The organism is Micromonospora desertarenae (assembly GCF_056150265.1).
In genome coordinates this window covers 122,815-148,963 of sequence record NZ_JAXCFQ010000010.1, presented here as the reverse complement: position 1 = coordinate 148,963, position 26,149 = coordinate 122,815, and the positions used below count along the sequence as shown (strand labels likewise).

Below are 26,149 nucleotides of genomic sequence, written 5' to 3'. Positions count from 1 at the left end.
ATCTGTGAAACGTGGTGTCGCTGTGAACCAAGGGGTCCGTGGTTCCCAGCGCGGGGAAAACTAGCGGTCAACGGAGCTTTCGGCAACGTGGGCGCGCCATGATCACGACAAAGTGATCGACCCGTCAGTCAGTCAACCGCCAGCCAGGGCGGCCCGGCAGCCGGCCAGCGCCCGGTCCGCGGCGGCCCGCAGGGCGGCCACGTCGGGGCCCGCGCCGAGCACCTCCCGGGAGTACGAGGGCAGCACCGCGGGCAGGCTGGAGCCGAAGACCACCCGCAGGTCGGCCGGGGTGGCGCCCTGCGCGCCGAGGCCCGGCGCGAGCAGCGGACCGTTCACCGCGGACAGGTCGTGGCCGGTGTCGCCGATGGTCGCCCCGACCACCAGACCGAAGCTGCCGAGCGGCTCCGCACCCGCGTTGAGCTGGGAAATCTCGTCGATCACGGTCTGCGCCACGGTCCGCCCGTCGGCCGCCCGGGCCCGCTGCACGGCGGCCCCCTCGGGGTTGGAGGTGAGCGCGAGGACGAAGACTCCACCGCCGTGCGCGGCGGCCAGCTCGAACATCGGAGCGAGCGAACCGACGCCGAGATACGGGCTGGCGGTGACCGCGTCGACATACAGGGGGCTGGATGGGTCGAGGTACGCGGCGGCGTACGCGGCGACCGTCGAGCCGATGTCGCCGCGCTTGACGTCAAGCAGAACGAGCGAACCGGAAGCCCGTAACTGTCGGATAGTTGACTCAAGAATTTCGACCCCGCGCGAGCCGAACCGCTCGAAGAAGGCCGACTGGGGCTTGATCACCGCAACCCGGTCACCGAGCGCTTCCACGACGGTCCGGGCGAACCGGTCGAGCCCCGTCACGTCGTCGGGCAGCCCCCAGCGGGCCAGCAGCCCCGGGTGCGGGTCGATGCCCACGCAGAGCGGGCCCCGTTCGGTCACGGCCCGGTGCAGGCGGGCGCCGAAACTCTCCACCTCTCGTCCTCTCCTCGCTCCTCGCGCGGGCCGCGTCGGCCGCCCGCGTACCCGGCCGGGGTCTCCCGGACCGGGCGGTCAGCCGGCCGCCACCGCCGCCGCCACCCCGGCCGCGATCCGGGCCAGGTCGGTGTCGTCGGTGACGTACGGCGGCATGGTGTAGACCAGGTCGCGGAACGGGCGCAGCCAGACCCCCCGCCCCGCCGCGGCCGCCGTGGCGGCCGGCAGGTCGACCTCGTGGTCCAGCTGGACCACGCCGATCCCGCCCAGCACCCGCACGTCGAGCACCCCCGGCGCGCCGCGCAACGGCTCCAGGCCGGCCCGCAGGCCCGCCTGGAGCCTCGCCACCTGCCCCGCCCAGTCCCCGGCCCGCAGCAGCCCGATGGAGGCGTTGGCGACCGCACAGGCGAGCGGGTTGGCCATGAACGTCGGACCGTGCGCCAGCACGCCGGCGGCGGAGATGCCGCGGGCGATCTCCGGGGTGCACAGCGCGGCGGCCAGGGTGAGGTAGCCGCCGGTGAGCGCCTTGCCCACGCACATCACGTCCGGCGCCACCCCGGCGTGCTCGGCGGCGAACATGGTGCCGGTCCGGCCGAAGCCGGTGGCGATCTCGTCGAAGACCAGCAGCACCCCGTGCGCGCGGGTCACCTCCCGCAGCACCCGCAGGTAGTGCGGGTGGTGGAAGCGCATCCCGCCGGCGCCCTGGACCACCGGCTCGACGATCACCGCGGCCAGTTCGTGGGCGTGCCGCTCGACCGCGTCGACCAGCGCCGCCTCGTAGGCCGGGTCGGGCGGGGTGTCGAACCCGCCGGGCGGCACCGGGGCGAAGACCTGCCGGGGCAGCACGTCGCCCCAGAGGTGGTGCATGCCGCCCTCGGGGTCACAGACGCTCATCGGGTGGAACGTGTCGCCGTGGTAGCCGCCCCGCCAGGTGCCCAGCCGGCGGCGCTCCGGGCGGCCGGTGGCCCGCTGGTACTGCAGGCACATCTTCACCGCCACCTCGACGCTCACCGAGCCCGAGTCGCAGAGGAAGACGTGTTCCAGCCCGTCCGGGGCCAGCTCGACCAGGGTCCGCGCCAGCCGCACCGCCGGGGCGTGGGTGAGCCCGCCGAACATCACGTGGCTCATCCGGCCGAGCTGGTCGGTCACCGCCGCGTCCAGCACCGGGTGCCGGTAACCGTGGATCGCCGCCCACCACGACGACATACCGTCGACCAGCTCCCGCCCGTCGGCCAGCCGCAGCCGCACCCCCTCCGCGCCCTCGACCACGTAGGGCGCGCTCGCCGGCGGGAGCGCCGCGTACGGATGCCACACGTGCGCCCGGTCCGCAGCCAGAACCTCCTCAGGCGTCACCCACGCACTCCTTCCTCGTCGCTCACCGCGAATCGCGCGGTTGTGGCCCGTGTTTCGTCCGGTACGCGGCACCCGCCGGGGCGGAAGGTGCACGATCGCCGGGGCGGCGTCACGGGGTCGGGGACAGGGCGGCGGCGGAGGCGCGGGTGCGGGCGGCGGCGCGGACCAGCGCCGGGCCGCGGTAGATGAAGCCGGTGTAGAGCTGGACCAGGGCGGCGCCGGCGTCGAACATCCGGGCCGCGCCGTCGGGGTCGACGATGCCGCCGACGCCGATGATCGGCAGCCGCCCGCCGGTCTCCCGGTGCACGAAGGCGACCACCCGCCGGGCCCGGTCGGCCAGCGGCCGGCCGGAGAGCCCGCCGGTCTCCGCGCCGCGCGCCCGGTCCGCCGGGGCCAGCCCGTCCCGGGCCAGGGTGGTGTTGGTGGCGATCACCCCGGCCGCGCCCCGGGCCAGGCAGACCTCCAGCAGCTCGGCGATGGCCGGCTCGGTCAGGTCCGGGGCGATCTTCACCAGCACCGGCTTCTCCCCCACCAGCGCGGCGAGCAGCGCGTCCAGGTGCGCCCGGTCCTGCAACGCCCGCAGCCCGGGGGTGTTCGGCGAGGAGACGTTGACCGCGAAGTAGTCGCCGTGCCCGCGCAGCGCCCGGTAGGACGCCTGGTAGTCCGCCACCGCCTCGTCCAGCGGGGTCACCTTGGACTTGCCCAGCGAGATGCCCAGCGGCACGCCCAGCGGGCGGGGCAGCGCCGCCAGCCGGGCCGCGAGGGCCTCGGCGCCGGCGTTGTTGAAGCCCATCCGGTTGACCACCGCCTCGCTGTCGCGCAGCCGGAACAGCCGGGGCCGGGGATTGCCCGGCTGCGGGTGCGCGGTGACCGTGCCGACCTCCACGAAACCGAAGCCCAGCGCCGGCCAGGCGGGCAGCGCGACGCCGTTCTTGTCCATCCCGGCGGCCAGCCCGACCGGGTTGGGGAACTCGACGCCGAACACGGTGCGCGGCGCCCGGACGGCGTACCGGGCGCGCAGCGCGGCCAGCGCCGCCGGCCGGCGGGAGAGTCCCGCCAGCCGGCGCAGCGTCCACTCGTGCGCCGCCTCGGCGTCCCCGTCCCCGATCCGGAACAGCGCCGGCCGCACCGCCCGCTCGAAGATCACTGCTCGGCTCGCAGCGCGGCGTGCAGTTCCTGGAGCGGGCGGACCTGCATGTCGCCGCGGATCCGGGCCTCGATGCCCATCACGGCGGCGGCCGCGCCGGGCACGGTGGTGATGCACGGGATGTCGGCGGTGACCGCGGCGCTGCGGATCTCGTAGCCGTCCGACCGGGCGCTGGCGCCCGAGCCCTGCGGCGTGTTGATCACCAGCGCCACGTCGCCGCCGAGGATCAGCGACACCGCGTCCTCGCCCGCGCCGGCCTCGTAGTGCTTGCGGATCTGCTCGCAGGCGATGCCGTGCCGGCGCAGCACCTCGGCGGTGCCGGTGGTGGCGACGATCTCGAAGCCGAGGTCGGCCAGGCGCTTCACCGGGAAGATCATGCCGCGCTTGTCCCGGTTGGCCACCGAGACGAAGATCTTCCCGCCGGTCGGCAGCGAGCCGTACGCGGCGGACTGGCTCTTGGCGAAGGCGTGCCCGAAGGCGGTGTCGATGCCCATCACCTCACCGGTCGACTTCATCTCCGGGCCGAGCAGCGAGTCCACCCCCTTGCCGGTGGGGGTGCGGAACCGCTTGAACGGCAGCACCGCCTCCTTCACCGCGATCGGGGCGTCCGGCGGCATCGAGCCGCCGTCCCCGGTGGCCGGGAGCAGCCCCTCGGCGCGCAGCTCGGCGATGGTGGCGCCGAGCGCGATCCGGGCGGCCGCCTTCGCCAGCGGCACCGCCGTGGCCTTCGAGACGAACGGCACCGTCCGGGACGCCCGCGGGTTCGCCTCCAGCACGTAGAGCACGTCGTCCTTGAGCGCGTACTGGACGTTGAGCAGGCCTCGTACGCCGATCCCCCGGGCGATCGCCTCGGTGTACCGGCGGACCTCGGCCAGGTGCGAGCCGGCCAGGGTGATCGGCGGCAGCGCGCAGGACGAGTCGCCGGAGTGGATGCCGGCCTCCTCGATGTGCTCCATCACCCCGCCGAGGTAGACCTCGCCGTCGGCGTCGCAGAGCGCGTCCACGTCGATCTCGATGGCGTCGTCGAGGAAGCGGTCCACCAGCACCGGGTGGTCCGGCGAGATCGCGGTGGCCCGGCCGATGTAGTCGCGCAGGGTGGCGTCGTCGTAGACGATCTCCATGCCCCGGCCGCCCAGCACGTACGACGGGCGCACCAGCACCGGATAGCCGATCTCGTCGGCGATCGCCTTCGCCTCGTCGTACGAGGTGGCCATGCCGTGCGCCGGCGCGCGCAGCCCGGCCCGGGCCAGCACCGCGCCGAACGCGCCCCGCTCCTCGGCCAGGTGGATCGACTCCGGGGAGGTGCCGACCACCGGCACCCCGGCGTTCTTCAGCCGCTGGGCCAACCCGAGCGGGGTCTGCCCGCCGAGCTGCACGATCACCCCGATCACGCCCGGACCGCCGGCCGCCTTGCCGGAGGCGTCCTCGGCGTGCCAGACCTCCAGCACGTCCTCGAAGGTGAGCGGCTCGAAGTAGAGCCGGTCGGCGGTGTCGTAGTCGGTGGAGACGGTCTCCGGGTTGCAGTTGACCATCACTGTCTCGAAGCCGACCCCGCCGGACCCGGCCGCGCCGGCGACCGGCGCGGTGCGCAGCGCCATCACCGCGTGCACGCAGGAGTAGTCAAACTCGATGCCCTGCCCGATCCGGTTCGGCCCGGAGCCGAGGATCATCACCTTGGGCCGGGCCGAGCCGACCACCTCGGTCTCCGAGTCGTACGAGGAGTAGTGGTAGGGCGTGGTGGCGGCGAACTCGGCCGCGCAGGTGTCCACCGTCTTGTAGACCGGCCGGATGTCGAGCCGGTGCCGCAGCGTGCGGACCCCGTCCTCGGCCGCCAGCTCCGGACGCAGCGCCGCCAGCTGCCGGTCGGACAGCCCGGCCCGCTTCGCCCGGCGCAGCAGGTCGGCGTCGAGCACCGGCGCGGCGACGATCTCGGCGCGCAGCTCGACCAGGGCGGCGATCTGGTCCAGGAACCACGGGTCGATGCCGCCGGAGGCGGTGGCGACCTCGGCGATCGACGCGCCCAGCCGCAGCGCCCTCTCCACCGTGTAGAGCCGGCCGTCGTGCGGCGTCCGCAGCGCGTCGAGGGTGTTCTCCTTGGTCGCCCCGGCCGGGTCGGGCCGGGTCCAGAACCCGGCCGCCGCGGTCTCCATCGAGCGCATCGCCTTGTTCAGCGCCTCGGTGAAGTTGCGGCCCAGGCTCATCGCCTCGCCGACCGACTTCATGGTGGTGGTCAGCTCCGGGTCGGCGCCGGGGAACTTCTCGAACGCGAACCGCGGGATCTTCACCACCACGTAGTCCAGCGCCGGCTCGAACGCCGCCGGGGTCTTCAGGGTGATGTCGTTGGGGATCTCGTCCAGGGTGTAGCCGATGGCCAGCTTCGCGGCGATCTTCGCGATCGGGAAGCCGGTCGCCTTGGAGGCCAGCGCCGAGGAGCGGGAGACCCGCGGGTTCATCTCGATCACCACGATCCGCCCGTCGGCCGGGTTGATCGCGAACTGGATGTTGCAGCCGCCGGTGTCCACCCCGACCTCGCGCAGCACCGCGATGCCCAGGTCGCGCAGGCGCTGGTACTCCCGGTCGGTGAGGGTCATCGCCGGGGCGACGGTGACGCTGTCGCCGGTGTGCACGCCCATCGGGTCCAGGTTCTCGATCGAGCAGACCACCACCACGTTGTCGTGGCGGTCGCGCATGAGTTCGAGCTCGTACTCCTTCCAGCCGAGCACGCTCTCCTCGATCAGCACCTCGTGCACCGGGCTCGCGGCGAGGCCGTCACCGGCGATCCGGGCCAGCTCCTCCGGGGTGTGCGCCATGCCGGAGCCGAGGCCGCCCATGGTGAACGACGGCCGGATCACCACCGGCAGGCCCAGCTCGGCGACGGTGGCCTCGACCTCCGCCATCGAGTGGCAGACCCGGGACCGGGGCACCAGCCCGGCCGGGTCGTCGAGGCCCAGCCGGACGCCGGCCTTGGCCACGATGTCCTTGAACAGCTGCCGGTCCTCGCCGCGGTTGATCGCGTCGATGTTCGCGCCGATCAGCTCGACGCCGTACTTCTCCAGCACGCCGGACTCGTGCAGGGCGACCGCGGTGTTCAGCGCGGTCTGCCCGCCCAGGGTGGGCAGGATCGCGTCCGGCCGCTCCTTGGCGATGACCAGCTCGACGAACTCCGGGGTGATCGGCTCGACGTACGTGGCGTCGGCGAACTCCGGGTCGGTCATGATCGTCGCCGGGTTGGAGTTGACCAGGCTGACCCGGATGCCCTCGCGGCGCAGCACCCGGCAGGCCTGGGTGCCGGAGTAGTCGAACTCGCAGGCCTGCCCGATCACGATCGGCCCGGAGCCGATCACCAGGACGTGCTTGAGGTCGGTCCGCTTAGGCATCGGTGCGCCCCTCGATGAGCTCGGCGAAGCGGTCGAACAGGTAGTCCGCGTCGTGCGGACCGGCCGCCGCCTCCGGGTGGTACTGGACGGTGAAGGCGGGCACGTCCTTCGCCCGCAGCCCCTCGACCACGTTGTCATTGAGGCAGACGTGACTGACCTGGACGCCGCCGAACTCGGTCTCGATCACCTGGTCGGGTACGACCAAGCCGGGCCGTCGGCCCGGCTCCGGCACCTCGGCCGCACCGAGCTCCTGTTCGCGGCCCGGCCAGGCGACCGCGAAGCCGTGGTTGTGGCTGGTCACCTCGACCTTGCCGGTGGCCCGGTCGAGCACCGGCTGGTTGATCCCGCGGTGGCCGTAGCCGAGCTTGTAGGTGCCGAAGCCCAGCGCCCGGCCGAGGATCTGGCTGCCGAAGCAGATGCCGAACAGCGGCACCCGCCGGCGCAGCACCTCCCGGGCCAGCGCGACCGGGCCGTCAGCGGTGGCCGGGTCGCCGGGGCCGGGCGAGAAGAAGACCGCGTCGGCGCCGGTGGCCAGCAGGTCGTCGATGGTGGAGCCGGCGGGCAGCACGTGCGTGGTGACCCCGCGCGCGGCCAGCCGGCGCGGCACGTTGCGCTTGATCCCCAGGTCCAGCGCGGCCACCGTGTAGCGGTGCTCCCCCTCGGCCGCGACCACGTACGGCTTGGCGGTGGTCACCTCGGCGGAGAGGTCGGCGCCGACCATCTGCGAGGACTGCCGGACCCGGGCCAGCAGCGCCCGGGGGTCGGTCTCCACGCTGGAGACGCCGACCCGCATCGCGCCGCGCTCGCGCAGGTGCCGGGTCAGCGCCCGGGTGTCCACCCCGCTGATGCCGACCACGCCCTCGGTGGCGAGCCGGTCCTCCAGCCCGCCGGTGGCCCGCCAGTTCGAGCCGATCCGGGCCGGGTCGCGGACCACGTAGCCGGCCACCCAGATCCGGTCGGACTCGTCGTCCTCACCGTTGACCCCGGTGTTGCCGATGTGCGGGGCGGTCTGCACCACCACCTGCCGGTGGTAGGACGGGTCGGTCAGGGTCTCCTGATAGCCGGTCATGCCGGTGTTGAATACCGCCTCGCCGAAGGTCTCCCCGACGCTGCCGTACGCCTCGCCGTGGAAGGTCCGCCCGTCCTCGAGGACGAGGATCGCCGATCGCCGCTTCACGCCGCGCCTCCCTCGCTCCGGACCGCGAAGCTCCGCTCCGCTGCACTCCTCGTTCGGATCACTTGACAGCCTTTCCGTCCAGGACCGTCGGCTCGCCGCGCAGGAAGGTCGCCACGATGCGACCCGGCAGCGTCATGCGGGCGTACGGGGTGTTGCGACTGCGGCTGGCCAGCTCGGCCGGCTCGATCACCCGGCGGGCGGCCGGGTCGACCAGGGTCAGGTTGGCCGGCACGCCGGGCGCCGGGTCGAGGCCGTGCCCGTCCAGGCCGGCGATCCGGGCCGGGGTGCGCGACATCCGCTCGGCGATCAGGTCCCACTCGGGGCCGAGCACGTCGAGCGCGATGGACAGCGCCGTCTCCAGACCGAGCATGCCCGGCCGGGCGTACGCCCACTCGCACTCCTTGTCCTCCACCGCGTGCGGGGCGTGGTCGGTGGCGATGATGTCGATCACGCCGTCGGCCAGCGCGGCGCGCAGCGCGGCGACGTCGGCGCCGGTGCGCAGCGGCGGGTTGACCTTGTAGACCGGGTCGTAGGTCTCGGCGCGCTCGTCGGTGAGCAGCAGGTGGTGCGGGGTCACCTCGGCGGTGACCCGGACCCCGCGGGCCTTGGCGTGCCGCAGCACCTCGACGCTGCCGGCGGTGGAGACGTGGCAGACGTGCAGCCGGCTGGCGACGTGCTCGGCCAGCAGCACGTCCCGGGCGATGATCGCCTCCTCGGCGACCGCCGGCCAGCCGGTCAGCCCGAGCCGGGTGGAGACCTCCCCCTCGTGCATCTGCGCGCCCTCGGTGAGCCGGGGCTCCTCGGCGTGCTGGGCGATGATCCCGTCGAACGCCTTGACGTACTCCAGCGCCCGGCGCATCAGCTTCGGGTCGGCCACGCAGTGCCCATCGTCGGAGAAGATCCGCACCCGGGCCGCCGAGTCGGCCATCGCGCCGAGTTCGGCCAGCCGCTCGCCGGCCAGCCCGACGGTGACCGCGCCGATCGGCTGCACGTCGACCAGCCCGGCCTCCCGGCCGAGCCGCCAGACCTGCTCGACCACGCCGGCGGTGTCGGCGACCGGTGAGGTGTTTGCCATCGCGCAGACCGCCGTGTAGCCGCCCAGGGCGGCGGCCCGGGAGCCGGACTCCACGGTCTCGGCGTCCTCCCGGCCCGGCTCGCGCAGGTGGGTGTGCAGGTCGACCAGGCCGGGCAGGGCCACCAGGCCGGTCGCGTCGAGCACGGTGGCGCCGTCGGCGGCCAGGTCGGCGCCGACCTCGGCCACGACGCCGTCGCGGATCAGCAGGTCGGTCGGCGCGGCCCCCACCACGCTGACCCCCTTGACCAGGTACGCGGTCATGAGTTGTTCCCCCCGAGCAGCAGATAGAGGACGGCCATCCGGACGGAGACCCCGTTGGCGACCTGTTCGACGATGGTGGAGCGGGGCGAGTCGGCCACCTCGGGCGTGATCTCCATGCCCCGGTTCATCGGGCCGGGGTGCATGACGATCGCGTGCTCGGGCAGCCGGCGCATCCGCGGGCCGTCCAGCCCGTAGCGGCGGGCGTACTCGCGGGCGGACGGGAAGTAGGAGTCGTTCATCCGCTCCCGCTGCACCCGCAGCATCATCACCACGTCCGAGGTGGGCAGCACCGTGTCCAGGTCGTAGCAGACCCCGGTGCCGGGCGCGAGCGCCTGCGCGATGTCGACCGGGATCAGCGTCGGCGGCCCGACCAGGGTCACCTTGGCGCCGAGGGTGGACAGCAGCAGCACGTTGGAGCGGGCCACCCGGCTGTGCAGCACGTCCCCGACCACCGCGACCGACAGGCCGGCCAGCCGGCCCAGCCGGGCCCGCATGGTGTACGCGTCCAGCAGCGCCTGGGTGGGGTGCTCGTGGGTGCCGTCGCCGGCGTTGACCACCGAGCCGTCGACCCAGTTGGCGAGCCGGTGCGCGGCGCCGGAGGCGGGGTGGCGCACCACCACCGCGTCGGCGCCCATCGCCTGCAGGGTCAGCGCGGTGTCCTTCAGGCTCTCGCCCTTGGCCACGCTGGACCCCTTGGCGGAGAAGTTGATCACGTCGGCGCTGAGCCGCTTCGCCGCCGCCTCGAAGGAGATCCGGGTCCGGGTGGAGTCCTCGTAGAAGAGGTTGACCACTGTCCGGCCGCGCAGCGCGGGGAGCTTCTTGACCTCGCGGCCGGCCACGGTGGCCATCTCGGCGGCGGTGTCCAGGATCTGGGTGGCGGTGGCGGCGTCCAGGTCGCCGCCGGAGAGCAGGTGCCTGATCACGCGGGGGTCCCCCCGTACAGCTTGACCTCGTCGGCGCCGTCGGTCTCGGCGAGGGTGACCTTGACGCTCTCGGCGAGCGAGGTCGGGATGTTCTTGCCCACGTAGTCGGCGCGGATCGGCAGTTCCCGGTGGCCGCGGTCGACCAGGACGGCGAGCTGCACCGAGGCCGGGCGGCCCACGTCGTTGAGCGCGTCCAGGGCGGCCCGCACGGTACGCCCGGAGAAGAGCACGTCGTCGACGAGGACGACCCGCTTGCCGTCGATCCCGCCGGCCGGCAGCTGGGTGGGGCCGACCGCGCGGGTGGCGTGCCGGCGCAGGTCGTCGCGGTAGAGAGTGATGTCCAGCACGCCGACCGGGACGGTCACGTCCTCGAAGGTGCTGATCCGGGCGGCGAGCCGCTTCGCCAGCGGGGCGCCCCGGGTGGGGATGCCGAGCAGGACGGTGTCGGCGGCGCCCTGGGTCTTCTCCAGGATCTGGTGGGCGATCCGGTCGACCACCCGCTGGACGTCGGCGCTGGTGAGGATCACCTTCACCGAGGGTTGTCGGGCGGTCGGTGACTGGGCAGCCGGTGGGTAGGCCACGGCGGACCTCCTTCCCCGCCTCACGGGACGGGTCGTTAAAGGACGTCGGATCCTCCCGCCGGACCGTACCCGGCCCGGCGCGGGGCTTCAGCCACGTTACCAGTGGTCACGGGCCGGACCGCCGCCGGCCACTGAGCACCTGGTCAGCCCGGCGAAATGGGGATAACTCCCCCGGCGTACCCAACGGGAAGGTCACGACCACTTGACCAGGTGTCGCAATCCCCGTACCGTCACGCTCCGTAGCGATAGCTGGGAGAACCCCGAGCAGCACTGGGAGTGTCCGAATGCCCTCTGAATACGCCAAGTCGCTGGGCGCCCGCCTGCGCTCCATCCGCCAGCAGCAGGGCCTGTCCCTGCAGGGTGTGGAGGAGAAGTCGAACGGGCGGTGGAAGGCGGTGGTGGTCGGCTCGTACGAGCGCGGCGACCGGGCCGTCACGGTGTCCCGGCTGGCCGAGCTGGCCGACTTCTACCGAGTTCCCGTCTCGGAGCTGCTGCCCGACGGCAGCGGGGTGCGGCACGAGCCGACCAGCAAGATCGTCCTCGACCTGGAGCGGCTCTACGACGAGGCCTCGGAGGACCTGGCCTACGTCGCCCGGTACGCCCGTGCCATCCAGCAGCAGCGCGGTGACTACAACGGCCGGGTGCTCTCCATCCGCGCCGACGACCTGCGCGCGCTGGCGATCGTCTACGACGCCTCGCCGTCCGGCCTGATCGAGCGGCTGACCGAGCACGGCGTGCTGGTCGCCGACCCGCGGGCGTTCTTCGCCTCCTGAGAGCTGTCGCACCGAAAGGGCCCGTGCCGGACGGCACGGGCCCTTTCGTGTCCGGTGTCGCTTTCGCGCGTCGCGCCGCGGGGGCGGTCAGCGGGTGGCGTACTCGGCGATCCGCCCGAGCAGGCCGTTGAGGAAGCGCGGGGAGTCGTCGGTCGACATCTGCCGGGCCAGCTCCACCGCCTCGCTGATCGCCACCGGGTCGTCGATCTCGTCGACGTAGAGCAGCTCGTAGACGGCGATCCGGGCCAGGTTGCGGTCGACCGCCGGCATCCGGTCCAGCGTCCAGCCCTCGGCGTAGCTCGCGATCAGCTCGTCGATCCGGTCGAGGTGGTCGGCGACGCCCTCGACCAGGCCCACCGCGTAGCCCAGGTGCTCGGGGCGGGGCTTCTCAATCCGCTCGAGGTAGCCGGCGAGCACCTCCACCGGCGGCCGGTCGCGCAGGTCGGCCTCGTAGAGCACGTCCAGCGCCCGCTTGCGCGCCTTGCGGCGCGCCGGCATCTGCTGCTTGGGACCCTCGGCCATCAGGCGCGGCCGAGGTAACGGCCGTCGCGGGTGTCGACCTTGATCTTCTCGCCGGTGGTGATGAAGAGCGGCACCTGCACGGTCGCGCCGGTCTCGACGGTGGCCGGCTTGTTGCCGCCGGTCGAGCGGTCGCCCTGCAGGCCCGGCTCGGTGTAGGTGACCTCGAGCACCACGCTGGTGGGCAGTTCGACGTAGAGCGGGACGCCCTCGTGGGTGGCCACCGTCGCCTCGGCCTCGGGCAGCAGGTAGTTGGCCGCCTCGCCGACGGTGCCGCCGGGGACGGTGATCTGGTCGAAGGTCTCCAGATCCATGAAGACGTAGTCCTCGCCGTCGGCGTAGAGGTACTGCATGGTGCGCTTGTCGACGGTCGCGGTCTCGACCTTGGTGCCCGCGTTGAAGGTCTTGTCGACGACCTTGCCGGAGAGCACGTTCTTCAGCGTGGTACGCACGAACGCACCACCCTTACCGGGCTTGACGTGCTGGAACTCGACGACGGACCAGAGCTCCCCGTCGAGGTTGAGTACCAGGCCGTTCTTCAGGTCGTTGGTGGTGGCCATTTCCTGCCTTGATCATCAATTGGCGGACAGACCTGCAAAGTCTACTAGCTGCGGTGACCCCCGTCGCCCGCTGCCGCCCACCCGCCAGCCCGCCGCACGGCGACCGTCGCACGGCCACGCTCACCGGGCCAGCACGGTGACCGACCCGGCCGGGCCCGCCGCTCGTCAGCCGAGGCGGGAGGCCAGGTGGTGCAGGGCCAGCCGGTAGCCGTCGACGCCCAGGCCGCAGATCACCCCGGTGGCCACCGCGGAGACCACCGAGTGGTGCCGGAACTCCTCCCGGGCATGGATGTTGGAGATGTGCACCTCGACCAGCGGCCCGCGCAGCATCGAGCAGGCGTCCCGGACCGCGTACGAGTAGTGCGACCAGGCGGCCGGGTTGAGCACCACGGCGGCCCCCTCGGCGGCGGCCGCGTGCAGCCAGCCGAGCAGCTCGTGCTCGGCGTCGGTCTGCCGCACCGTCACGTCCAGGCCCAGGTCCCGGCCGGTCGCCTCGCAGAGCGCCACCAGGTCGGCGTAGGTGGTGGCGCCGTAGACCTCCGGCTCGCGGGTGCCGAGCCGGCCCAGGTTGGGCCCGTTGAGCACGTACACCCTCACCGGGCCACCTCGCGGTAGGCGGCGTGCAGCAGCTCGTCGTCGGGGCCCTCCAGGATCGCCGGTCGGGCCAGCCCGTCGAGCACCACGAAGCGCAGCCGGTCGCCCCGGGCCTTCTTGTCCACCCGCATGGTGGCCAGCAGCTCCGGCCAGGCGTCCGCCCGGTAGCCGGTGGGCAGGCCGAGCGCCGCCACGGCGGTGCGGTGCCGCCGCGCGGTGGCCTCGTCGAGCCGGCCGGCGAGCCGGGCCAGCTCGCCGGCGTAGACCAGGCCGACGGCGACCGCGTGCCCGTGCCGCCAGCGGTAACCCTCCACCTTCTCGATGGCGTGCGCCAGGGTGTGGCCGTAGTTGAGCACCTCGCGCACTCCGGACTCGCGCAGGTCGCCGGAGACCACGCCGGCCTTGACCCGGATCGCCCGCTCGATCAGCTCGCGGGCCACCGGGCCGGTCGGGTCGACGGCGGCCGCCGGATCCCGCTCCACCAGTTCCAGGATCACCGGGTCGGCGATGAAGCCGCACTTGACCACCTCGGCCATCCCGGCGGCCAGTTCGGCCGGCGGCAGGCTGTCCAGGGTGGACAGGTCGCAGACCACCCCGGCCGGTGGGTGGAAGGCGCCGACCAGGTTCTTGCCGGCCGCGGTGTTGATCCCGGTCTTGCCGCCCACCGCGGCGTCGACCATGCCCAGCAGCGAGGTGGCCACCGGCACCCAGCGCACCCCCCGCAGCCAGCAGGCCGCGACGAACCCGGCCAGGTCGGTGACCGCGCCGCCGCCGATCCCGACCACCCCGTCGTCCCGGGTGAACCCGGCCTCGCCCAGCCGGTCCCAGCAGGCGGCGGCCACCTCGATCTGCTTGGCCGCCTCGGCGTCCGGCACCTCGATCGGCAGCGGCCGCACGCCGGCGGCGCGCAGCCGCTCCCCGAGCGCGTCGGCCAGCGCCTTGACCGGGGCCGTGTGCAGCAGCGCCACCCGGGTCGCCCCGGGCAGCAGCCGCGGCGGCGGGTCGAGCAGGTCGCGTCCCACCAGTACGTCGTACGGGCGCTCGCCGCCGACCGGGATCCGGGTCACCTCGTCCATCGCCGGCAGCCTAGTCGAGCGAGCCGGCCGCCGGGCCGGGCTGTCCACCAGGTGACCGCCGAGCCGTCCGCGCGTTTAGTCCGGTTCGTGCCGGGCAACGAGTGCCCAACCGAACCCCGCGGAGGTGCCCGATGGCGAGAACCACCCTGGACGGCGGAGACATCCGGCTGCCCGCCACCGTCCTCGGGGTCGGGCTGGGCGGCTTCGTCGACGGCATCCTGCTGCACCAGGTACTCCAGTGGCACCACCTGCTCAGCAGCACCGACACGGACAACGTCGGCATCCGGCCGTATCCGGTGGACACCGTCGCGGGACTGGAGATGAACACCCTGTGGGACGGCATCTTCCACGTCGTGACCTGGGTGGCCGTGCTCACCGGCCTCGCCATGCTGTACTCGCGGGTCACCCGGTCCCGGGGCCGGCTGTGGCGCTCGCCGGTGCTGTGGGGCTGGGCGCTGGTCGGTTGGGGCCTGTTCAACCTGGTCGAGGGGATCGTCGACCACCACCTGCTCGGCATCCACCACGTCCGCGCCGGCCCGCACCAGACCTGGTGGGACCTGGGCTTCCTGGCACTCGGCGTGGTGCTGATCGCGGTCGGCTGGCTGGTGCAGCGGCGGGGCACCGTGGTGGACCTCTGCGCCGACGACCGGCGATGACCCCCGAGCACGCCGGACCCGGGCTCGCCATCGGGCCGCTGCTGCTCGTACCGCCGGTGCTCTTCTGGGTCTACCTGGCGGCGGCCCTGCGCGAGCGGGCCGCCGACCGCGCCGGGTGGAGCCACTGGCGGACGGCGAGCTTCGGCGCGGGCGCGGCGGCGGCCGCCGTCGCGCTGGCGCTGCCCGGGCACGGCCTCGCCGCGCACATGTGGCAGCACCTCCTGCTGGGCATGCTCGCGCCGCTCGGCCTGGCGCTGGGCGCGCCGGCCACCCTGGCGCTGCGGGTCGTCGACCGGCGCGCCGGACGCGCGGTGGTCCGCCTGTTGCGCCGCCCGGCGGTGGGCGTGCTCACCCATCCGGTGACCGGCCTGCTGCTGACCGTGGGCGGGCTCTACGTGCTCTATCTGACCCCGCTGTACCGGGCCACGCTGACCCACCCGGTCCTGCACCACCTGGTGCTGCTGCACTTCCTGCTCAGCGGCTACCTCTTCACCTGGGCGATCGCCGGCCCGGACCCGGGTCCGCACCGCGCGCGGGTGCCGGTCCGGCTGGTCGTGCTCGGCGTCGCGGTGGCCGGGCACGCCACCCTCGCCCAGCTCCTCTACGCCGGCCTGCTGGTGGAGGTCACCGCCCCGGCGGCCGAGCTGCGCGCTGCCGCGACGGTCATGTACTACGGCGGTGACCTGGCCGAGCTGCTGGTCGCCCTGGCGCTGCTGGTCACCTGGCGGCCGGAGCCCCGGCACGCCCGGGCTCCCCTGCCGGCCTCAGCCGGCTGACCGGCCCGCCCAGTCGGCCAGCCGGCGGGCGTGCTCGGTCACCGCGTCGCGCAGCGCGTCCGGGCGCAGCACGGTGAACGGCCAGCCCAGCCCGGCGAGCAGGTGGGCCATCCCGTCCAGCCGCTCCGCCCGGGTACGCAGCAGCACCCCGTCGGCGGTGGGCGTCAGCTCGCCCACGCTGGGCGGGATCCGGCGCCGGGCGGTGTCCGGGTCGGTCTCCAGCAGCACCTCGACGTCGTGCGCGTACGGCACCCCGGCCAGCGAGCGGGTCACCTGGGCCACCGGGTCGAACCCGGCCGGCACCTCGAAGGTCTCCGCCTCCGCCACCACCTCGCCGATCCGGTCCAGCCGGAAGGTGCGCACCTCGGCCCGGAGGTGGTCGTGGCCGGTGACGTACCAGCGGCCGGCGTGGAAGACCAGCCCGTACGGGTCCAGCCGGCGGCGGGACGCGGCGCCGGCGTAGGAGCGGTAGTCCAGCCGCACCCGGCGCCGCTGCCGGGCCGCCGCGGCCAGGGCGAGCAGCGTCCCGGTGGCCGGGCGGACCGCCGGGTCGGCGCGGCGCAGGGTGAAGCCGAGGTGCTCCTGGACGGCCGCGAGCCGGTCGGCGAGCGTCGGCGGCAGCACCCGGCGGATCTTGGCGAGCGCGGTGGCGGTGGCCGGTTCCTCGGTGCCCAGCCCGAGCCGTTCGGCGGCGACCAGGCCGAGCAGCACGGCCACCGCCTCGTCGTCGGTGAGCATCAGCGGCGGGAGTTTGTAGCCGGGGCGCAGCCGGTAGCCGCCGTACCGGCCCCGGTCGGCGGTCACCGGGATGCCGAGGTCGGCCAGCGTGGTGGCGTAGCGGCGCACGGTCCGCTCGTCGACGCCGAGACGGGCGGCCAACTCGGCGCCGGTCAGCCGGTGGTGGCTCTGCAGCAGCTCCAGCAGCCCGAGCACCCGACCGGCGGGATGTGACACGGGACACTCCTAAAAACCGGGCGGAAGTCGTCCGGATTCGATCGTACGCTATCCGGGAGTCACGAGAGAGGAAGATCGAGATGGCGACGTTCGTGCTGGTGCCGGGGTTCTGGTTGGGTGGTTGGGCGTGGCGGGAGGTGGCCGCCACGCTGCGCGGCCAGGGCCACGAGGTCTACCCGGTCACGCTGACCGGGGTGGCCGAACGGGCCCACCTGGCCGGGCCGGAGGTGGGCCTGGAGACGCACACCACCGACATCGTCCGGCTGATCGAGGTGGAGGACCTGCGCGACGTGCTGCTGGTCGGGCACTCCGGCGGCGGCCTGCCGGTGACCCAGGCCGCGGACCGGATCCCGGACCGGATCGCCCGGGTGGTCTACGTGGAGAGCGGGCCGATGCCCGACGGGATGTCCCAGTTCGACAGCAACCCGCCGGAGGAGCAGGAGCGGCTGCGCGCGCAGATCGGCGACGGGCACCTGCTGCCGCCGCCGGCCTGGGACCCGGCGGCGGACCCGGAGAACCTGGCCGGCCTGGACGACGCGGCGCTCGCGCTGCTGCGGGCCCGGGCCACCCCGCACCCGCTGCGGGCCGCCACCGAGCCGGTGCGGCGCACCGGCGGGCGGGCGGTGCCGACCGCGCTGGTCGCCAGCACGTTCCCGCTGCCGATGGTGGAGGAGATGATCGCGCAGGGACACCCGTTCTTCGCCGGGCTGGCCGGTGGCCAGCTGCACGCCCTGCCCACCGGCCACTGGCCGATGCTCAGCGAGCCGAAGGGCCTCGCCACGGTGCTCGACACCATCGCCCACGGCTGACCCGCGCGGTCGCCGGCCCGCCCGTCGGGCCGGCGACCGCCGGTCAGCGCTTGAGCAACGCGACGATCTCGGCGGCGATCTCCTCCGGGCTCCGCCCGTCGGTGACCACCGTCGCGGTCGCCACCTCGGCGTAGAGCGGGCGGCGCTGCTCCATCAGGTGCTTGAGGGTGGCCCGCGGGTTGAGCGCCAGCAACGGGCGGCCCGCGCCGAGCCCGACCCGCTTCACCGCGTCCGGCAGCTCGACCGAGAGGTGCACCACCGGGTGCCCGATCAGCGCGGCCCGGTTCTCCTCGGCGAGGACCGCGCCGCCGCCGAGGGCGAGCACGCCGGAGCAGGAAGCCAGCGCCGCCGCCACCGCCGCCCGTTCGAGGGTACGGAAGTGCGCCTCCCCCTCGTCGACGAAGATCTCCGGGATCGGCTTGCCGGCGAGCTGCTCGATGTCGGCGTCGGTGTCCCGGAACTCCACCCCGAGGGCGTCGGCGAGCGCCCGGCCGACAGTGGTCTTGCCGGACCCCGGCGCCCCGACCAGCACGCACACCGGCCGCGTCGTCCCCGTCACCGGGTCACGCTCCGGCCGCTCACCGGGGTTTGCCCCTCGTTCGCGACCGCGGGGCTCCGCTGCGCCGCACTCCTCGCGCTCACCGGAGTTGCCCTTCGTTCGCGACCGCGGGGCTCCGCTGCGCCGCACTCTTCGCGCTCACCGGAGTTGCCCTTCGTTCGCGACTGCGGGGCTCCGCTGCGCTGCACTCCTCGCGCTCACCGGATCACCAGGGAATCGAGGTAGCCGGCCAGGTTGCGGCGCATCTCGGCGACCGAGTCGCCGCCGAACTTCTCCACCGCCGCCTCGGCCAGCACCAGGGCCACCATCGCCTCGGCGACCACCGCGGCGGCGGGCACCGCGCAGACGTCCGAGCGCTGGTTGATCGCGGTGGCCGGCTCGCCGGTGGTCACGTCCACGGTGGCCAGCGCCCGGTTCAGCGACGAGATCGGCTTCATCGCCGCCTTCACCCGCAGCGGCTCGCCGGTGGTGATGCCGCCCTCCAGCCCGCCCGCCCGGTCGGTGACCCGCCGCACGCCGGTGGCGGTGGGGATGATCTCGTCGTGTGCCTCCGAGCCGCGGGAGCGGGCCTGCTGCCAGCCGTCGCCGATCTCGACCCCCTTGATGGCCTGGATGGACATCAGCGCGGCGGCCAGCCGGGCGTCCAGCTTGCGGTCCCACTGCACGTGGCTGCCCAGCCCCGGCGGCACCCCGTACGCCAGCACCTCGACCACGCCGCCGAGCGTGTCGGCGGCCTTCTTCGCGGCGTCGACCTCGGCCACCATCCGGGCGCTGGCCTCCGGGTCGAGGCAGCGCAGCGGGTCGGCGTCGATCCGGGCGGCGTCCTCGGGGCGGGGCCGCAGCCCCGGCTTCACCGCGACCGGGCCCAGCTCGACCACGTGCGAGACGATCTCGACGCCGAGCGCCTGCCGCACCAGCGCCTTCGCCACGGTGCCGACGGCGACCCGGGCGGCGGTCTCCCGGGCGCTGGCCCGCTCCAGGATCGGCCGGGCGTCGGTGTGGCCGTACTTCTGCATGCCGGCCAGGTCGGCGTGGCCGGGGCGGGGCCGGGTCAGCGGGGCGTTGCGGGCCTGCCCGGCGAGTTCCGCCGGGTCGACCGGGTCGGCGGCCATCACCGTCTGCCACTTGGGCCACTCGGAGTTGCCGACCCGGATGGCCACCGGGCTGCCCAGGGTGGCGCCGTGCCGGAGCCCGCCGATGATCTCGACCTCGTCCTGCTCGAACGACATCCGGGCGCCCCGGCCGTAGCCGAGCCGGCGCCGGGCCAGCTCGCCGGCGATCTCGCCGGTGGTCACCTCGACCCCGGCGGGCACCCCCTCGAGCAGCGCGACGAGGGCGGGACCGTGCGACTCACCTGCAGTCAACCAGCGCAACACAGCGCTCAGTCTGTCACGGCCGGTGGTCGCCGCGACGGCGCGCCCGCCGCGTCCCGCCCAGCGGACGGCGCCCCGCCGGGCACCACGTCGCGCGATGAACCCGTACGATCATGGCGGCGCGCCGGGAAGTCTGGTCGGCAGGTCCCTCATCGACCCTTCCTCGGGAGTCACCGGTGCTGCTCTTCGCGTTCGCGGCCGTCCTGCTGCTCGCCGTGCTGCTCTCCAGCTTGGCGCACCGCACCATCCTCTCCACCGCCGTGCTGTTCCTGGTCGCCGGCTTCGTGCTGGGCCCGGAGACCACCGGGGTGCTGGACATCACGCCCGACACCCCGATCGTGTCGACCCTCGCCGAGCTGGCGCTGTTCACGGTGCTCTTCACCGACGGCATGCGGGTCGGCTGGGCCGACCTGCGGTCGGCCTGGCGGCTGCCCGGCCGGGCGCTGGGCTGGGGGCTGCCGCTGACCCTGCTGATCACCGCGCTGCTGGCCCGCTACGTGGCGGGGCTGGACTGGCCGGAGGCGCTACTGGTGGGGGCGATCCTCGCTCCCACCGACCCGGTGTTCGCGGCCGCGCTGGTCGGCAACGAGCGGGTGCCCGGCCGGCTGCGGCACCTGCTCAACGTCGAGTCCGGGGTCAACGACGGGCTGGCGCTGCCGTTCGTCATCCTCTTCCTGGCCGTGGCCGCCGGCTCCGGCGACCTGCACCTCGACGAGCTGGGCATGGAACTGCTGCTCGGCGTGGTGATCGGGGTGGCGGTGCCGTGGCTGGCGCTGCGGCTGGAGCGGTTGCGGTTCTTCTCCGCCTCCACCCAGTACGAGCCGCTGAACGGGGTGGCGATCGGCCTGCTGGTGCTGGCGCTCGGCCAGGTCACCCACGCCAACCTGTTCCTCGCCGCGTTCGCCGCCGGCGTCACGGTGGCCACCTTCGGCCAGCGGCAGCGGGAGAGCTTCGAGCACTTCGGCGAGCTGGTCGCGGAGCTGTTCAAGCTGGTCGCGCTGCTGGTCTTCGGCGCGCTGATCTCGTTCGAGTTCCTCGGCGAGATCGCCTGGACCGGCTGGATCTTCGCGGTGCTCGCCATCGTGGCGGCCCGGCCGCTCGCCCTGGCCGTGTCGTTCCTGGGCTCGCACCTGACCCGCACCGAGCAGTTCGCCGCGATGTGGTTCGGCCCGAAGGGCTTCGCCTCGGTGGTCTACGGCCTGCTGGTGCTGGAGGCCGGCATCCCGGCCGGGGACGAGGTCTTCCACCTGGTGGCGCTGACCATCGTGCTGTCGATCCTGGCGCACTCCTCGACCGACCTGGTGATCGCCCGGATCTTCGACCCGGCCACCACGCCCGCCTGGTACGAGCGGCTGCGCCAGGCGTCGACGCAGCGCCGGGACCGGCAGCGCTGACCACGGCGGCGGCCCGCGCGGCGAACCGGCCGGCCTAGGCCCGGACCGCGATCAGCGACTTGGTCAGCCCGGCCAGCCGTTCGTTGCGGATGGCCGCCTCGGGGAACAGGTAGCGCAGCTCGGCCCGGCCGATCAGTTCCGTGGTGAGCACCTGCCGCATCGCCGCCTGGTAGGACTTGCCCGGCGTGTAGGCCAGCGGCCACTTCCGGGCCACCAGCACCCGCGCCGAGACCGGCAGGAACTGCATGCCGGGCGCCACCCAGTGCGGCTCGATCGGGAAGTACCGGTATGGGGTCTGCACCCAGTACGCCGGCGCCAGCCCGCGGATCGCCTCGGCCATCCGGCGGCGGCGCTCGTGCCCGCCCACGTGCTCCAGCACGCTGTTGCTGAAGACCAGGTCGTAGCGGCGGTTCAGGATGCGCTCGGGCAGCTCGCAGGCGTCCGCGTGGTCCGCCTCCGCCCAGTCCGGCAGCGCGGCCGGCAGCGGTTCCAGGTTGACCACGTGCACGCGGGCCGGGCGGACCGGCACCCGCGCCCAGCTCTCCACCCGCCCGCCCAGGTCCAGGACGGTCATCTCGGCGAGGTTCGGGAAGGTGTCCGACAGCCACGCGGCGCGGCGCGCCCGTCGCTTCGCGCCGAGCGAGGTCGGCGAGTCGACCAGCCGGAACCTGAGCGAGTGCAGTGCCATCCGGGGTCCTCTTTCTCCTGGGTCGGGTGGGCTCGACGAACGGCCCCGGGCAGGGAGGGCTCAGATGCCCCGGCCGCGTCTGTGCAGGGTGCGCAGCACCGCGTCGGCCCGTACCACCCGCCCGGCCACGGCCAGGGCGAGGTAGGCGCGCGGCTCGCGCGGGTTGCGCCGCAGCGTCCGGCGGGCCCAGTGCACCGCCGCCCGGCGGTCCCCGGCGGCGGCCCGGGCGAAGGCGATCTGCCCGGCGACCCGCGCCTCGCCGGCCGGCTGGGCGCCGAACTCGGGATAGCGGGCCAGCAGCCACTGCAACGCCTCGGCGATGGTGTCCCAGCGCTGCGCGAAGTAGGACCGCCGGTGCCAGCGCACCAGCACGTACGGGGTGGGCACGTTGACCAGCGGGGCGCTGCGGGCGGCCCGGAGCAGGAACTCGTAGTCCTCCGCGTAGCTGCCCGGGATCTCCTCGTCGACCAGCCCGAACCCGTCGCGCAGCGCGGCGGCCCGGATCAGGAACGTCGAGGGGTGCAGCTCGGTCATCCGGTCGCGGAGCAGGTCGGTCAGGGTGACCGAGTCGCGGGGCAGCGACCGGTCGACGGTCCGCCCGTCGTAGCTGACCCGGATGCCGCAGCAGGCGAACTGCGCGCCCGGCACCGCGGCCAGCGCCCCGACCTGGGCCCGCAGCTTGCCGGGCAGCCACTCGTCGTCGTCGTCGCAGAACGCGATCAGCTCCCCGGCGGCGGCCAGCGTGCCGGTGTTGCGGGCGCCGGCCAGCCCCGGGGTGCGCCGGTTGCGCAGCACCCGGACCGGGCGGCCGGGACGGCCCAGGTCGGCCAGCGTGGCGTCCGGCTCGGACCGGTCGTGGACCACCACCACCTCGACCGGGCCGGGATGGTCCTGGTCGAGCGCCGCCCGGACGGCGGCACGCAGCAGCTCCGGCCGGTCCCGGGTGGGCACCACCACGCTCACGCTCGGCGGCCCGGTCATCGCCGTGCTCCGTCGCGCCCCGGCCGGGTCCACCGCCACCACGCCCGGTGCCGCCGCCGCGCGGACGCGGCCACCAGCTCCTCCACGATCCGCCCCACCCGCCGCACCGCGGCCCGCTGCGCGTCGGCCGCGGCGGCGTCGGTCGAGACGGTGAACCGGTCCGGATCGGCCAGCCCGCTGCCGAGCGCGCCGCGCAGCTCCTCCCGGGACTCGCAGAGCGCCACCATGCCGGCGGCGCCGAGCCGCCGGCAGAACAGCTGCTGGTGGTCGTCGACGTGCTCGCCGTGGGCCGGGTCGCGGGGCACCACGATCGGCAGGTGGCCGTGCCGGCGGGCCTCCAGGATGGTCGCCGGGCCGCCGTGGCAGACCACCAGGTCGGACCCGGCCATCGCGGCCTGCAACGCGTCGTGGCAGAGGAAGGGCACCGCGTCGGGCAGCCGCGGGGCGCGGGTGTGTCCGTGCTGGACGGTGAGGTCGACCCGGTCGGCGACCTCCGCGTGCCACTCGCACAACCAGTCGACCAGCCGGTCGAACGGGTGCCGGTCGGTGCCGACGGCGACCAGCAGGTGGATCCGAGCGACCTCGGCCGGGTCGCGGGGTCGGGGCACCTGCTTCGCCGGCTCGATCCGGTCCACCGGCCGTGCCGGCCGCTGCTCCGGCCGGCCCGGGGCCAACCGGTGCGCCGGCGCCGCGTCGGCGGCCCCGCTCACAGCAGCGTCCCCACGACCGTCGCCTCCGGGTACTGCCGGCGCTGCTCCTCCCACTGCACGAGCATCGCGGACAGGAACGGCCGGCAGAGCCGGGCGGTGAGCGTCGGGGTGTCGATCCGGTCGTACACCTCGATGTAGACCGTCGGGATGCGCCGCAGCCAGGCCAGCACGACGAACGGGACGGCCACGCCGGCGCCGGTGGTCACCACCGCGGCGACCCGCCGCCGGCGTAGCACCCGCCGGGCCAGCACCGCGTTGCGCAGCAGGTTGGGCAGGTTGCGGGTGGTCGGGTGGTGCGCCGGCACCACTTCCTCACCGGCGAGCAGGGACACCGCCTCGGGCGTGTCGAAGGTGACCCAGCAGCGGCGCCACTGCTCGTACCAGGGGCGCAGGGCCAGCAGCTGGGCCAGGTGCCCGCCGCTGGACCCGACCAGCAGCAGGACCGGCGGGTCCGCGGCGTCCTCGATGTTCTGCTCCACGCGAGTCCCCAGAAGTTCGCTTGGATCCACGGTCGGCGCGACGCCGACGCGATGACACTCCCCCGGCCGGTTCCGGCGACCGGCGAACGCTGCATCTCCATTGCAGGTGGAGGAGGTCCGCCGCCCGACCGTCACCCCCAGCGATGGTAACGGCCTGCGGCTCTCCCGTCACTGTCCGCCATTGGTCTGACCTGCGGTCATGGCGGATTCGTACGATCAACCGCCATGTCGTTCCGCGACGACGTCCAGCAGGGCGGGATGGAGGGTGCGGTTCCAACCCGCGCCGGCGTCGGCCAGCCGCCAGCTCCGCAGCCACATCTCCACCAGGTAGGCGTCGGCCACCAGCCGGCGGGCGGCCGGGTCGAGCCCGAGGGCGGCGCCGTGCCGGGCCAGCCACGCGTCGACGGCCCGCGCGGCCGCCGCGACCGGCTCGCCGCGCAGCACCACGGCCCGCTGGAACGCGTCGTGCGCCAGGTCGAAGCCGAGCGGCACGTCCGGTCCGCTGTGCTCCCAGTCCCAGGCGACCAGCCGGCCGTGGTGCCGGCCCAGGTTCCACGGCACCCAGTCGCCGTGCCAGTGGCCGAACTCGACAGGGGTGTCGCCGTGCCGGTGGGCCAGCGCGGCGACCGCGGCGACCGCCCGGGCACCGGCGGGATCGGCCGCGGCGGCGCGCCGGGCCGTGCCGGCCAGCCGGGCCAGGAACGCCGAGCCGGCGAGCGGTCGGGGTGGCGCCGGCGGGCGGCCCCGGCGGGCCACCGCGAGCAGCGCCGGGATGGCCGGCGGGGCGCCGACCGGCAGCCCGCGCACCGCCGGCGGCAGCGGCTCCACCAGCGCGACCGCCTGCCCGGCCCACGACGTCTCGGTCAGCAGCCGGGGCGCCACCGGGTGCCCGGGCACGCCGGCCAGCGCGGGCAGGCCGCGCAGCGCGGCCGCCTCGGCGGTGACCAGCGCCCGGGTGGCGCCGTTCCAGCCGATCTTGGCGTAGCCCCGGGGTCGCCCGTCGGCGGCGAAGAGCTGCAGGGTCGGCTTGTGGTTCGGGTCCGGCGGGCGGACCCCGCAGGCCGCGTACCCGGGCCCGCCGTCCAGGGCGGCGGCGAGCCGCTGCGCCAGCAGCACGTCGGCCGGGACCAGCCCGGCGGGCAGGGACACGGTCAGGGTGGGAAACGGCGCCCGGTCCAGCACGCCGACCCGGGCCAGCCCGCCGAGTACCGCCCGCGCCGCGCGCACCGCGGGCGGACGCAGCGCGTTGTACGCCAGCAGCGCGGCGGCGGTGACCCGGGGCGCGCCGAGGGGCAGCAGGAACCGGGCCCGGCGTACCGACGGGACGACCGCGTACCGGGCAACGGCGCGGTGCCCGGGTGGTGGCGGGCGGTCCACGGCCAACCCGATCCGCTCGTCGCCGAAGACCGCGCGGGTGACCCAGCCGAGCCCGTCCGCCCGGGAGCGGGGATCGGCTCCGGTGCCGCCCGGCGCGGTCACGCCGCCCGCTCCGGCCAGTCGAGGTCCAGCCCGAGCCGCTGCCGCAGCGCCGCGTTGTGCGGGCGGTAGTACTCGGTCAGCTCCGCCCGCAGCGCCGGATCCAGCGGCGCCGAGCGGCGGTCGTTGTAGACCTTGAAGTCGGGCAGGTCGTACCGGGGCAGGCCGAGGAAGTCCAGGGTGCGGTGGTAGGTCGCCCGGGCGTCGGCGTAGAGCTGCTCGCTGGGCAGGACCAGGATCCGCGACCGGTCGAAGCGGTGCAGCCACGGCTCCAGGTGTTCCAGGTACCGGCCCCGGGCCCGGTAGCTGTACCAGTCGTACGCGCGGCTGACGTACTCCGGCTCGGCGATCAGCCGCTCCCGCTCCCCCGCCGTACGCTCCGCCTCGGCGGCCAGCGCGGCGGCGAAGTCCAGCGGCTCGACGCCCTGCGCGCGGCGCTCCTTCCAGTGCGAGTACGCCCGCTCCACCGGGTCCCGGAGCAGCACGATCAGCCGCACCTCGGGCATCAGCGCGGCGACCCGCCCCGCGGCGAGCGGGTGGAACATGTACAGCGGGGCCGCCTCGCCGACCCGGACCGGCCCGCCGTGCCGGCGCGCCAGCGCCTCGCGCTGCCGCACCGTCGGGAAGTGCGACCGGTACCAGGCCTCCCCGCGCCCCCAGTTCTCCTCGAAGTAGTGCGCGCTCTTGGTGTTCCACGCCGGGAAGAGCCGGGGCACCAGCGGATGCTGGAGCAGGTAGTTCCAGAGCGAGGTGGTGCCGCCCCGCTTGGTGCCGATGATGAGGAAGTCCGGCAACGGCCGCCGGTCGCTGGTGCGCACCCCGTAGTCGACGAGGCTCTCCCGTACCCGGTTGGTCACCTGGGTCGGCACGATCTGCTTCACCCGGTCCCGGATGGACGACACGACGACC

26 protein-coding genes are annotated in these 26,149 nt (G+C 74.4%); 5 read left to right on the top strand and 21 right to left on the bottom strand.

Annotated elements, in window-relative coordinates:
• Positions 1–132: 132 nt before the first annotated feature.
• The 8 genes from pyrF to pyrR form a co-directional block, all read right to left on the bottom strand.
• Positions 133–969, bottom strand: coding sequence for an orotidine-5'-phosphate decarboxylase (gene pyrF, locus SM577_RS21215; RefSeq protein WP_474587788.1), 837 nt, complete (start codon positions 967–969; stop codon positions 133–135).
• Between the two features lie 78 nt (positions 970–1,047).
• Complete coding sequence (locus tag SM577_RS21210) at positions 1,048–2,322, bottom strand: adenosylmethionine--8-amino-7-oxononanoate transaminase (RefSeq protein ID WP_302921156.1); 1,275 nt, start codon at positions 2,320–2,322, stop codon at positions 1,048–1,050.
• Between the two features lie 109 nt (positions 2,323–2,431).
• The gene (locus tag SM577_RS21205; RefSeq protein ID WP_302921155.1) at positions 2,432–3,469 is read right to left on the bottom strand and encodes a quinone-dependent dihydroorotate dehydrogenase; all 1,038 of its coding nucleotides are present in this window, start codon (positions 3,467–3,469) and stop codon (positions 2,432–2,434) included.
• Positions 3,466–6,846 (bottom strand): carbamoyl-phosphate synthase large subunit, encoded by a 3,381-nt coding sequence (gene carB, locus SM577_RS21200; RefSeq protein ID WP_474581990.1) that lies wholly within the window; start codon positions 6,844–6,846, stop codon positions 3,466–3,468. The genes SM577_RS21205 and carB overlap by 4 nt, the downstream gene beginning before the upstream one ends.
• The gene (gene carA, locus SM577_RS21195) at positions 6,839–8,023 is read right to left on the bottom strand and encodes a glutamine-hydrolyzing carbamoyl-phosphate synthase small subunit (protein WP_302921153.1); all 1,185 of its coding nucleotides are present in this window, start codon (positions 8,021–8,023) and stop codon (positions 6,839–6,841) included. Before carA ends, carB begins: the two co-directional genes overlap by 8 nt.
• Before the next feature lie 58 nt (positions 8,024–8,081).
• Entirely contained in the window at positions 8,082–9,359 is a 1,278-nt protein-coding gene (locus tag SM577_RS21190; protein WP_474587787.1) for a dihydroorotase, read from the bottom strand.
• Positions 9,356–10,282: an aspartate carbamoyltransferase catalytic subunit gene (locus tag SM577_RS21185; protein ID WP_088994804.1), complete on the bottom strand. Its 927-nt coding sequence runs from the start codon at positions 10,280–10,282 to the stop codon at positions 9,356–9,358. Before SM577_RS21185 ends, SM577_RS21190 begins: the two co-directional genes overlap by 4 nt.
• The gene (gene pyrR, locus SM577_RS21180) at positions 10,279–10,863 is read right to left on the bottom strand and encodes a bifunctional pyr operon transcriptional regulator/uracil phosphoribosyltransferase PyrR (protein ID WP_088994805.1); all 585 of its coding nucleotides are present in this window, start codon (positions 10,861–10,863) and stop codon (positions 10,279–10,281) included. Before pyrR ends, SM577_RS21185 begins: the two co-directional genes overlap by 4 nt.
• Before the next feature lie 284 nt (positions 10,864–11,147).
• Between pyrR and bldD the strand changes: the two genes are divergently transcribed.
• A complete protein-coding gene (bldD, locus tag SM577_RS21175) occupies positions 11,148–11,636 on the top strand; it encodes a transcriptional regulator BldD (RefSeq protein WP_013285505.1) in 489 nt (162 codons plus the stop codon).
• Between the two features lie 87 nt (positions 11,637–11,723).
• On the opposite strand, the gene nusB is transcribed toward bldD, so the two are convergent.
• From nusB to aroB, 4 genes are all read right to left on the bottom strand, one after another.
• On the bottom strand, positions 11,724–12,134 hold the full coding sequence (gene nusB, locus SM577_RS21170) for a transcription antitermination factor NusB (protein WP_302921462.1): 411 nt from the start codon (positions 12,132–12,134) through the stop codon (positions 11,724–11,726).
• A 23-nt stretch (positions 12,135–12,157) separates the two neighbouring features.
• Positions 12,158–12,715, bottom strand: coding sequence for an elongation factor P (gene efp / locus SM577_RS21165; protein WP_132388869.1), 558 nt, complete (start codon positions 12,713–12,715; stop codon positions 12,158–12,160).
• Positions 12,716–12,880: 165 nt separating this feature from the next.
• Positions 12,881–13,312, bottom strand: a complete 432-nt coding sequence (gene aroQ / locus SM577_RS21160) for a type II 3-dehydroquinate dehydratase (protein WP_302921151.1) — start codon at positions 13,310–13,312, stop codon at positions 12,881–12,883.
• Positions 13,309–14,385 carry a 3-dehydroquinate synthase gene (gene aroB, locus SM577_RS21155; RefSeq protein WP_474581988.1) on the bottom strand — a complete coding sequence of 359 codons (1,077 nt, stop codon included), beginning with the start codon at positions 14,383–14,385 and terminating at the stop codon, positions 13,309–13,311. The genes aroQ and aroB overlap by 4 nt, the downstream gene beginning before the upstream one ends.
• 131 nt (positions 14,386–14,516) lie before the next feature.
• Between aroB and SM577_RS21150 the strand changes: the two genes are divergently transcribed.
• Together SM577_RS21150 and SM577_RS21145 are read left to right on the top strand one after the other, a co-directional pair.
• Positions 14,517–15,041, top strand: a complete 525-nt coding sequence (locus SM577_RS21150; protein ID WP_302921149.1) for a DUF2243 domain-containing protein — start codon at positions 14,517–14,519, stop codon at positions 15,039–15,041.
• Complete coding sequence (locus SM577_RS21145) at positions 15,038–15,817, top strand: cytochrome c oxidase assembly protein (protein WP_474581987.1); 780 nt, start codon at positions 15,038–15,040, stop codon at positions 15,815–15,817. The genes SM577_RS21150 and SM577_RS21145 overlap by 4 nt, the downstream gene beginning before the upstream one ends.
• On the opposite strand, the gene SM577_RS21140 is transcribed toward SM577_RS21145, so the two are convergent.
• The gene (locus SM577_RS21140) at positions 15,806–16,771 is read right to left on the bottom strand and encodes a helix-turn-helix transcriptional regulator (protein ID WP_302921147.1); all 966 of its coding nucleotides are present in this window, start codon (positions 16,769–16,771) and stop codon (positions 15,806–15,808) included. The two genes, SM577_RS21145 and SM577_RS21140, sit on opposite strands and share 12 nt — an antisense overlap.
• An 80-nt stretch (positions 16,772–16,851) precedes the next feature.
• Between SM577_RS21140 and SM577_RS21135 the strand changes: the two genes are divergently transcribed.
• On the top strand, positions 16,852–17,580 hold the full coding sequence (locus SM577_RS21135) for an alpha/beta fold hydrolase (RefSeq protein WP_474581986.1): 729 nt from the start codon (positions 16,852–16,854) through the stop codon (positions 17,578–17,580).
• A gap of 43 nt (positions 17,581–17,623) precedes the next feature.
• Here SM577_RS21135 and SM577_RS21130 read toward each other — a convergent pair whose 3' ends face one another.
• Both SM577_RS21130 and aroC read right to left on the bottom strand, forming a co-directional pair.
• A complete protein-coding gene (locus SM577_RS21130; RefSeq protein WP_474587786.1) occupies positions 17,624–18,139 on the bottom strand; it encodes a shikimate kinase in 516 nt (171 codons plus the stop codon).
• Between the two features lie 197 nt (positions 18,140–18,336).
• Complete coding sequence (aroC, locus tag SM577_RS21125) at positions 18,337–19,515, bottom strand: chorismate synthase (RefSeq protein WP_302921144.1); 1,179 nt, start codon at positions 19,513–19,515, stop codon at positions 18,337–18,339.
• A gap of 110 nt (positions 19,516–19,625) precedes the next feature.
• Between aroC and SM577_RS21120 the strand changes: the two genes are divergently transcribed.
• A complete protein-coding gene (locus tag SM577_RS21120; protein WP_474581984.1) occupies positions 19,626–20,906 on the top strand; it encodes a cation:proton antiporter in 1,281 nt (426 codons plus the stop codon).
• A 34-nt stretch (positions 20,907–20,940) separates the two neighbouring features.
• On the opposite strand, the gene SM577_RS21115 is transcribed toward SM577_RS21120, so the two are convergent.
• The 6 genes from SM577_RS21115 to SM577_RS21090 form a co-directional block, all read right to left on the bottom strand.
• On the bottom strand, positions 20,941–21,594 hold the full coding sequence (locus SM577_RS21115; protein WP_302921142.1) for a class I SAM-dependent methyltransferase: 654 nt from the start codon (positions 21,592–21,594) through the stop codon (positions 20,941–20,943).
• A 60-nt stretch (positions 21,595–21,654) separates the two neighbouring features.
• On the bottom strand, positions 21,655–22,575 hold the full coding sequence (locus SM577_RS21110; RefSeq protein ID WP_474581983.1) for a glycosyltransferase family 2 protein: 921 nt from the start codon (positions 22,573–22,575) through the stop codon (positions 21,655–21,657).
• Positions 22,572–23,201, bottom strand: a complete 630-nt coding sequence (locus SM577_RS21105; protein ID WP_474582038.1) for a glycosyltransferase — start codon at positions 23,199–23,201, stop codon at positions 22,572–22,574. The genes SM577_RS21110 and SM577_RS21105 overlap by 4 nt, the downstream gene beginning before the upstream one ends.
• An 80-nt stretch (positions 23,202–23,281) precedes the next feature.
• A complete protein-coding gene (locus SM577_RS21100) occupies positions 23,282–23,764 on the bottom strand; it encodes a UDP-N-acetylglucosamine--LPS N-acetylglucosamine transferase (protein ID WP_302921140.1) in 483 nt (160 codons plus the stop codon).
• Positions 23,765–23,980: 216 nt separating this feature from the next.
• Positions 23,981–25,243 (bottom strand): hypothetical protein, encoded by a 1,263-nt coding sequence (locus SM577_RS21095; protein ID WP_474587785.1) that lies wholly within the window; start codon positions 25,241–25,243, stop codon positions 23,981–23,983.
• Entirely contained in the window at positions 25,240–26,142 is a 903-nt protein-coding gene (locus SM577_RS21090) for a sulfotransferase family protein (RefSeq protein ID WP_302921460.1), read from the bottom strand. The genes SM577_RS21095 and SM577_RS21090 overlap by 4 nt, the downstream gene beginning before the upstream one ends.
• Positions 26,143–26,149 lie beyond the last annotated feature (7 nt).

Bases quoted from the DNA above. Each gene is read 5' to 3' on its own strand.
- carB (WP_474581990.1), bottom strand. From the start codon at position 6,846: ATGCCTAAGCGGACCGACCTCAAGCACGTCCTGGTGATCGGCTCCGGG.
- SM577_RS21190 (WP_474587787.1), bottom strand. From the start codon at position 9,359: ATGACCGCGTACCTGGTCAAGGGGGTCAGCGTGGTGGGGGCCGCGCCG.
- bldD (WP_013285505.1), top strand. From the start codon at position 11,148: ATGCCCTCTGAATACGCCAAGTCGCTGGGCGCCCGCCTGCGCTCCATC.
- nusB (WP_302921462.1), bottom strand. From the start codon at position 12,134: ATGCCGGCGCGCCGCAAGGCGCGCAAGCGGGCGCTGGACGTGCTCTAC.
- efp (WP_132388869.1), bottom strand. From the start codon at position 12,715: ATGGCCACCACCAACGACCTGAAGAACGGCCTGGTACTCAACCTCGAC.
- aroB (WP_474581988.1), bottom strand. From the start codon at position 14,385: ATGGACGAGGTGACCCGGATCCCGGTCGGCGGCGAGCGCCCGTACGAC.
- SM577_RS21150 (WP_302921149.1), top strand. From the start codon at position 14,517: ATGGCGAGAACCACCCTGGACGGCGGAGACATCCGGCTGCCCGCCACC.
- SM577_RS21145 (WP_474581987.1), top strand. From the start codon at position 15,038: ATGACCCCCGAGCACGCCGGACCCGGGCTCGCCATCGGGCCGCTGCTG.
- SM577_RS21135 (WP_474581986.1), top strand. From the start codon at position 16,852: ATGGCGACGTTCGTGCTGGTGCCGGGGTTCTGGTTGGGTGGTTGGGCG.
- SM577_RS21120 (WP_474581984.1), top strand. From the start codon at position 19,626: ATGGCGGCGCGCCGGGAAGTCTGGTCGGCAGGTCCCTCATCGACCCTT.
- SM577_RS21115 (WP_302921142.1), bottom strand. From the start codon at position 21,594: ATGGCACTGCACTCGCTCAGGTTCCGGCTGGTCGACTCGCCGACCTCG.
- SM577_RS21110 (WP_474581983.1), bottom strand. From the start codon at position 22,575: ATGACCGGGCCGCCGAGCGTGAGCGTGGTGGTGCCCACCCGGGACCGG.